The following is a 6,611-nucleotide window of genomic DNA, read 5'->3' on the forward strand; positions in this document are numbered from 1 at the left end:
GTATCACCCGCCTCCGGACTTTTCTCGAAAACGTTAGAGGATGCCATGAACGATCAAGTTTCTAACGGGCTGCCGGTTAAAGGCTACCGGCCACAGCAGGGCGACAAGATCGCCACCGTCAATCACAACAAGGAACTGGAAGAGCGTGTTTGGGCCAGTTCGACGCCATGGCTTCCGATCCCGATATCGACAAGCGCTGGTTGGCGCTCGCCCGCACGTCGATCGAACAGGGTTTCATGGCGGCAAACCGTGCCGTGTTTCAGCCTGACCGCGTGGCGCTTCCGGAAGATGAGGCCTGACAACCATGTATGGCGCGCTTGACGATCTGATCGACCGGGCTGGCGAGGTTGAAATCCTCCAGGTGGCCGATCGCGACGGAAACGGCGCGGCGGACCCGGACGTCATCGATGCCGCCTTTGCCCATGCCGGCAATATCATCGATGGCTATCTGGCCGGAAAATACACATTGCCGCTCGCAAGCGTCCCCGATCTCGTCAGAACCTGGGCGGTTTCGATCGCGCGTTATCGCCTGCACCATGAAGGCCCACCGGACTATGTCGTCAATGACTACAAGGACGCCATCGCGGCTCTGAAGGATGTTGCGCGCGGCGCAATCACGCTGACGATTGCCGATGGCTCAACACCTGACGCCTCGGCCAACGGCGGCGACTATCTGAACGCCGATGCCCCGACATCGCATGCCGGCGCGATCCTGAAAGGCTGGAATAATGCTTGAGACGATTGCGGCCCAACTTCGCACCGCCGGTGATCCGATCATTGCCGTTGAGCTTGCAGAAAACCTCGACGCGGTTGCCCGTGGAACGGCGTCCAAAAGCGGAACGGCTTTTCTTGTGCCGTGGTCCGAACGTGGCCGTGACAACATGCTCGCGACCGGTGGCTTTCGTCAGCTGGTCGACGTTCAGTTCCTCGTGGCTGTCGTCATTCGCTACCACGCCGACGCCAGAGGCGCTGACAGGGTTGCGCTTTTTGAGAACGTAAAATCGTCCATCGAGGGCGTTCTGGCTGGCTGGCAGCCGGATCCATACGCCGATCCGATGGCCCTTGTCGGCGGCGAAGCCTCACCGCTGGGCAACAACGTCACCGTCTATGTCCAGACATGGCAGACAACCCGTTATCTCGAAGGAGCAGAAACATGAAACGGCCGAACAAGGGCGGTTGCTACATCCGCGACCCCAAAACCAAGGCGTTGAGACCCGTCGCGAAGGAGCCGCCGCAGTCTGCCGGCGATCCCGAACCGACAGTCAATACCGCTGAGACTACCAACACCAACGCGGCGTCGAAGAACGCCACCGGGAAAGGAAAATAATCATGCCCGCTTCCGATGTACGCCGCTGGCAAAAGAAAGCCATCCTCGTCAAGATTGAGGATACCTATGCCACTGATGCAGCGCCAACGGCCGCTGAAGGTATTCTGGCCGCCAATGTCGAATTCACGCCCATGGAAGGCCAGGAGCTTTCCCGTGATCTGGTTTTGCCATACATGGGCAATCAGGGTGTGATCCTCACCGGCCTTTATGCACGCCTGGTCTTTGACGTTGAAATCGCTGGTTCAGGGACAGCCGGAACCGCCCCGAAATATGACGCGCTGCTGCGCGCCTGCGGCTTTGCCCAGACGATTACCGCAGACACATCCGTCGAATATGACATCATCGAAGACGGTGTTGAATCGGCATCGATCTATTTCAAGCTTGATGGTGTGCAGCATGTCATGCTCGGTGTTCATGCGTCCGTCGCGTTAACGCTCGATGTGACATCTGTCCCGCGCTACCGCTTCACCTGTGTCGGCCTGTTCGGCACAATCAGCGATGACGCGGCCATGCCTGCAGTGACGAAAGCCGGCTGGATGAAACCGGTTGCAGTCACCAAAGAAAACTCGGTCATGACCCTTCATGGCTGGACAGCGACCGGGGACAGCTTGTCGATCGATCTTGGCAATGAGCTGACACCGCGTTTTCCCTTTGGCGATGAATATATCCTGATCTCCGACCGGTCTGTCAGTGGCACGGCTGTGGTCGAAGCGCGTCCGGTCTCGGTCATCAACTGGTTTGAAATCGCCAAAACCGGCGCTCTGGGTCCGCTTTCCTTCGTGCACGGTACCGATGATGGAAACATTGTCGAGGTCACAGCGCCCGCCGTCGAGATCGGTCGTCCGACCTATGGCCAGACCAGCAATGTCACGACCTATTCGCTGCCTTTGGGCTTTACGCCTGAATCCGGCCTGGACGATTTCAAGATCACGGTTCGCTGACCCGCCGCATCCATTCGCGCCAGCTTTTGCTGGCGTCCATGACCGTTAGAAGGAAAACCACGATGAAATTTATCCTGACCGATATCGATCGCTACTGGTGGCCGGTCGTCGTTCGCGTCCCTGACCCGGAACGGGCCGGCCGCTACCTCGAACAAGAGCTTGAAGTCTTTTTCGAGCCGGAAAGCCAGGACGAGGCCATCGCCCGCCTCGAAAAGTCGGAAACGCTCAAAACCGCGCGTGAGCAGATCGAACATGAGCGTCAGCAGTTGACCGACGTCGTCAAGGGCTGGCGTGGCGTCGAAGACGACGATGGCAATCCGTTCACCTTCACAGCGGACAACTTCAAGCGCGCCATCAACAAAAGCTGGTTCCGCCAGGCTCTTTACCGCGCTTACCGGGAATCGCTTTCCGGTGAGGAAGCCCGCCTGGGAAACTGAAGAAGGCGGCGCGCGCCTGGGCGTGCGCCCACATCGGGCGGGCTGATCCGCAACAGCCGGTCGCGATGGATGGAGAAGCCGCCGCCGAGTTCGCAGAAATGGGACTGGCGGTCAGCATCCCGACCGAAGACACCGATATCGAGGCAATGGAAATCATGGCGAGCAATCGCGACAGCATGAAGGCGTTTTTGGCAGTTGCTACGCAATGGCGTATTGCTGCCGGCCTCGCCAACATGATCTGGATCGGCCTCGATTATAACGCAGTCGATGTTGTCTTGCGCCGCATGTCATTTTCTGACGCTGTGTTTTCGGATCTTCAGGTCATGGAAGCGTCCGCGCTTGCCATCCTGAACGGCGGAGGCGCATGATGGCTCAGCCGTTCAAGTTCTCGATGGTCTTCACCGCCGATAATTCCCAGGCGAAGACCGCAACGCAGGAAATCAATCAGGCCATTCAGACAACCGGACGTGCCGCCGAGGCTTTTGGCAGCGAGGCCGCTCAGGGCTTTTCTGCATTTGCCGGAGCTGCGGCGAGCGCGGAAACAGCTGTTCAGGGCGTCATCGCTGCATCGACCGGGCTTGACCGGATAGGGTCCGGTGTTTCCGCTGCCAATACGACGCTGGCAGCCTTCGGTGACCGGCTTGATGAAGTCCGCGCCCGCTATAGTCCGCTTTTTGCCGCCGAACGCCAGCATAATGCCGAGATCGGCCGCATTGATGAGGCCTACCGGATCGGCGCAATTTCGATTGATCAGTGGGTTGCCGCAACCGAGCGCGAAGAGCTTGCCAACCGCAATGCTGTCAATTCCATCCGGCAACGACAGGCGGCTTACAACAACTTCGTCGATACAAGCTTTCGCGAACAAACCGACGCGCTTCTCGGTGTCACGGGTGCGCCAGCACGCTCCGGTGAGGATATCGCCGCCTATGGTGCCCAGCTCGATAGCCTGCGTGCCAAATACAATCCACTTTATGCGGTCACCCAGCGCTACAAACAGGAAGTCTCGGAGATCCGTCAGGCCCATCGCGCCGGTGCGATCTCGGCCGACGAGATGACGGCAGCGATCAGCCGCCAGCGTCAGGCCACGCTTGCAACGATTGACGCCATCAAAGGCCGGAACACAGCGATGGCTGGCGCGGACATGTTCTCTGACAGAGAAGGTCGTTTCCGCCGTCAGAACCTGACCTATCAGCTTTTCGATATTGGCCAGACGGCGGCTATGGGTATGAACCCGGGGATGATCCTTGCGCAGCAGGGACCGCAGATCTTCCAGATTTACGCCGGTCAGGGCGGCGTCAATATGGCGCTGAAGGATTTCGGGTCGATCCTTGGTGGTATTGGCCGTATTATCACACCGGTGACGGCCGGGATTGCCGGATTGACGGCTGCTACAGCACTCGGTGCGATTGCCTATAACAATTATCTGACGTCAACCAAGGCGGTTCAGACAGCAGCAAGCGGTCTTGGCCGCGCCGTTGCCGGATCAGCATCTGAAATGGAAGCCTCGGCTGAAGCCGGGGCAGCGGCGGCCGGGATCTCTGTAACCGCCGCCCGCTCGATGCAGACAGCGTTTCTGCGAACGGGCAAGATCGGATCGGAGAATTTTGAGGCCCTGATCGGGCTTTCAGATGACTTTGCTGCAACGATGGGCATGGCCGCCGCCGATGCCGGGTCTGCTCTTGCAGACATGTTTGCCGATCCGGCCAAAGCCGCCGACACGCTATCAAAGCAGTATAATCTGATTGATGCCGCGACCGCCCGGCAGGTGCGCAGTCTGGCCGAGCAGAACCGTCTGATCGAAGCACAGGCGCTTTTGATTGATCAACTGCCGGAAAAACTGGCCGACGCCGGTGAGGCATCGACGAGCCTTGGCCGTGCATGGAAATCCATGCGGGAAGACGCCAGCAATTTCTTTGGCGCAATCGGCGGCGGTATCAACCGTGCCATTGACGGGCCATCGGACGAACAAAGACTATCGGATTTACAGGCTGAGCAGGCAGAGCTTTATGCGCGTCTTCGTCGTGATGATACGGGACCGCTGGCCGGTGCGATGCGTGGCCAGATATATCGTGATCTGGCCGAAATCGAGTTGCAGATCGGCATTCTGACATCGCGTCTCAACGCAGCCGAAGAGAAAAGGCAACAGGCCGAGGCGCGTCAGAAGGTCACCGCTGCGTCAACGATCGCCGATGCATCGCCGGCGCTTTCGACAACCAATCAGATTGAGACATATCAGAACCAGATTGCCAGACTTCAGTTGGGCATTAGCAACCTGACCACGGAAGACATCGAAAAAGGCGAAGGTGACCGGCTTAACAAAGCGCTCGAAGCCAAGGAACATGCGCTTGACGGCCTGATTGACAAGCAGTCGACACTCAATGAGCTGGACCGCCTCGATATCCAGATTGCCAATGAGCGCAACCCGCAGCGCCGCGCTGAGCTGGAGGCGCGGCGCAAGCGGCTGGAATACGCCTCTCAGGAAGTCAGCCAGGCAAAAATCAACGAAGATGCCGAGCGGGCGTATAACAATGTCATTGCCAGCACGATTGCCGGTGCAAAGGCTAAGGCCGACCAGATCAATATCGAAACGGATATCCGGGCCAGGCTGAATGCGGAAGTCGCTGCCGGTCTCATTCCAGCATCCGACGTCAACCGGCTTTTGCAGGAAGAGCTGCAGCTGCGGCCATTGATTGCGGCCGCCGACAGTGCCGGGATTGAGAACAAGAAGGCATTGACCGAAGCCGTCGAAGGCCTGCGCACGGCCTATGAGGCTGCCGCCGAAGAACAACGGCGCGCCGCCAATGAACAGGCTTTGCGCGCCGGACAACAGGAGCTTGCTCTGTTGCAAGCGCGGATTGGCCTCGTTGGTGCTGAAACTGCCGAACGCCGCCGCGCGATCGCGGTTTTGGAAGAGCAAAAGCGTCTCAAGGAAAGGCGGGTTAGTGAGAACGACCCTGCGTACCTCGAACGCATCGAGCAGGCCAAAGCAATTGCAGATGCCGAGAGCGCACTTGAACGTGCTCAAAGCAATCGCGATGCGATCCGGACACGTCAGGAAAATATCGAAAGCCTGAAAACCCAGATGGCCCTGATCGGCGCGACATCAGCCGAACAGCGCCGTGCGTTAGCCGTCCTGGAAGAAAGAAACCGCCTGACGCGCGAGGGTATCGATCTTGACAGTGAGGCCGGGCAGACACGGCTTGCGCTGGCTGCGGCCGAGGCTGAGCTGACTAGTGCGATGGAACGCCGGCAGGCACAGTATGAGGCGCTTCGAAGTCAGGGTGAAGAAGCCGAGCAGCTACGCGCCGAAATCGCGCTCGTCGGAGCCAGTGAAAACGCCCGCCGCCGGGAACTGGCTGTGCTGGAAGAGATGCAGGCAATCCGCCGCGATGGTCTGGCCCTTGGCTCTCAGGAGTCACAGCAGCGCATTCAAAATGCCCGCGCCATTGCCGATCAGACAAGCGAGCTTGAGCGGATGCGCGATGCCTGGGGCGAGGTCAAGTCGGCCGGTGAAAGCGCCATCGATGCGATTTTCAATTTCGACGATCTGAAGAATGGTGACTTTGCCTCGATCTTCGACAATCTGACATCGAGCATCGGTCAGACGCTGATGGACCTGACCATCAACAATCCGCTCAAAAACCGGTTTCTTGGCGGCAATTACGGCACGCTCGACGACATCATGAATGGTTCGACCGGTGGCGGCCTGCTTGGTGCTTTAACCGGTCAGAATGTCGGCGCGATGAATGTTTCCGCTGCGACCGTGATCGTGAATGGCGGCATGGGCGGTGGTTTCGGATCAATGGGCGGGCTGATGCAGGGCTTTGCCGCCAACGACAACATCGCCATGAACGGGCTTGGCGGCAATCTTGCAGCTGCGGGTGTGGATAGGGCTTTCGGCCTGCT

At 58.9% G+C, this 6,611-nt stretch carries 7 protein-coding genes and 1 pseudogene; all 8 read left to right on the forward strand.

Annotation, left to right across the window (positions count from 1 at the left end; genetic code table 11):
* Positions 1-104: 104 nt before the first annotated feature.
* Positions 105-299: pseudogene (locus tag EDC90_RS20885) on the forward strand (DUF7681 family protein); the annotation flags it as partial.
* A gap of 5 nt (positions 300-304) precedes the next feature.
* Positions 305-736 (forward strand): gp436 family protein, encoded by a 432-nt coding sequence (locus EDC90_RS12090; protein ID WP_132311919.1) that lies wholly within the window; start codon positions 305-307, stop codon positions 734-736.
* The gene (locus EDC90_RS12095; RefSeq protein ID WP_132311921.1) at positions 729-1,157 is read left to right on the forward strand and encodes a phage tail terminator protein; all 429 of its coding nucleotides are present in this window, start codon (positions 729-731) and stop codon (positions 1,155-1,157) included. The genes EDC90_RS12090 and EDC90_RS12095 overlap by 8 nt, the downstream gene beginning before the upstream one ends.
* Complete coding sequence (locus EDC90_RS20890; protein WP_165972822.1) at positions 1,154-1,327, forward strand: hypothetical protein; 174 nt, start codon at positions 1,154-1,156, stop codon at positions 1,325-1,327. The genes EDC90_RS12095 and EDC90_RS20890 overlap by 4 nt, the downstream gene beginning before the upstream one ends.
* Before the next feature lie 2 nt (positions 1,328-1,329).
* The gene (locus EDC90_RS12100; protein ID WP_132311923.1) at positions 1,330-2,268 is read left to right on the forward strand and encodes a phage tail tube protein; all 939 of its coding nucleotides are present in this window, start codon (positions 1,330-1,332) and stop codon (positions 2,266-2,268) included.
* A 62-nt stretch (positions 2,269-2,330) separates the two neighbouring features.
* Complete coding sequence (locus EDC90_RS12105; RefSeq protein WP_132311925.1) at positions 2,331-2,705, forward strand: hypothetical protein; 375 nt, start codon at positions 2,331-2,333, stop codon at positions 2,703-2,705.
* 65 nt (positions 2,706-2,770) lie between these two features.
* Entirely contained in the window at positions 2,771-3,073 is a 303-nt protein-coding gene (locus tag EDC90_RS12110; RefSeq protein ID WP_132311927.1) for a DUF1799 domain-containing protein, read from the forward strand.
* Positions 3,070-6,611 (forward strand): phage tail length tape measure family protein (locus EDC90_RS12115; protein WP_132311929.1); only part of this gene is annotated, 3,542 nt, incomplete at its 3' end. The genes EDC90_RS12110 and EDC90_RS12115, both read left to right, overlap by 4 nt.

Source organism: Martelella mediterranea, from assembly GCF_004342225.1.
GTDB classification, from domain to species: Bacteria; Pseudomonadota; Alphaproteobacteria; order Rhizobiales; family Rhizobiaceae; genus Martelella; species Martelella mediterranea_B.

What these genes read in the sequence shown, in the direction of transcription:
- EDC90_RS12090 (WP_132311919.1), top strand. Translation starts at nt 305, where the DNA reads ATGTATGGCGCGCTTGACGATCTGATCGACCGGGCTGGCGAGGTTGAA.
- EDC90_RS12095 (WP_132311921.1), top strand. Translation starts at nt 729, where the DNA reads ATGCTTGAGACGATTGCGGCCCAACTTCGCACCGCCGGTGATCCGATC.
- EDC90_RS20890 (WP_165972822.1), top strand. Translation starts at nt 1,154, where the DNA reads ATGAAACGGCCGAACAAGGGCGGTTGCTACATCCGCGACCCCAAAACC.
- EDC90_RS12100 (WP_132311923.1), top strand. Translation starts at nt 1,330, where the DNA reads ATGCCCGCTTCCGATGTACGCCGCTGGCAAAAGAAAGCCATCCTCGTC.
- EDC90_RS12105 (WP_132311925.1), top strand. Translation starts at nt 2,331, where the DNA reads ATGAAATTTATCCTGACCGATATCGATCGCTACTGGTGGCCGGTCGTC.
- EDC90_RS12110 (WP_132311927.1), top strand. Translation starts at nt 2,771, where the DNA reads ATGGATGGAGAAGCCGCCGCCGAGTTCGCAGAAATGGGACTGGCGGTC.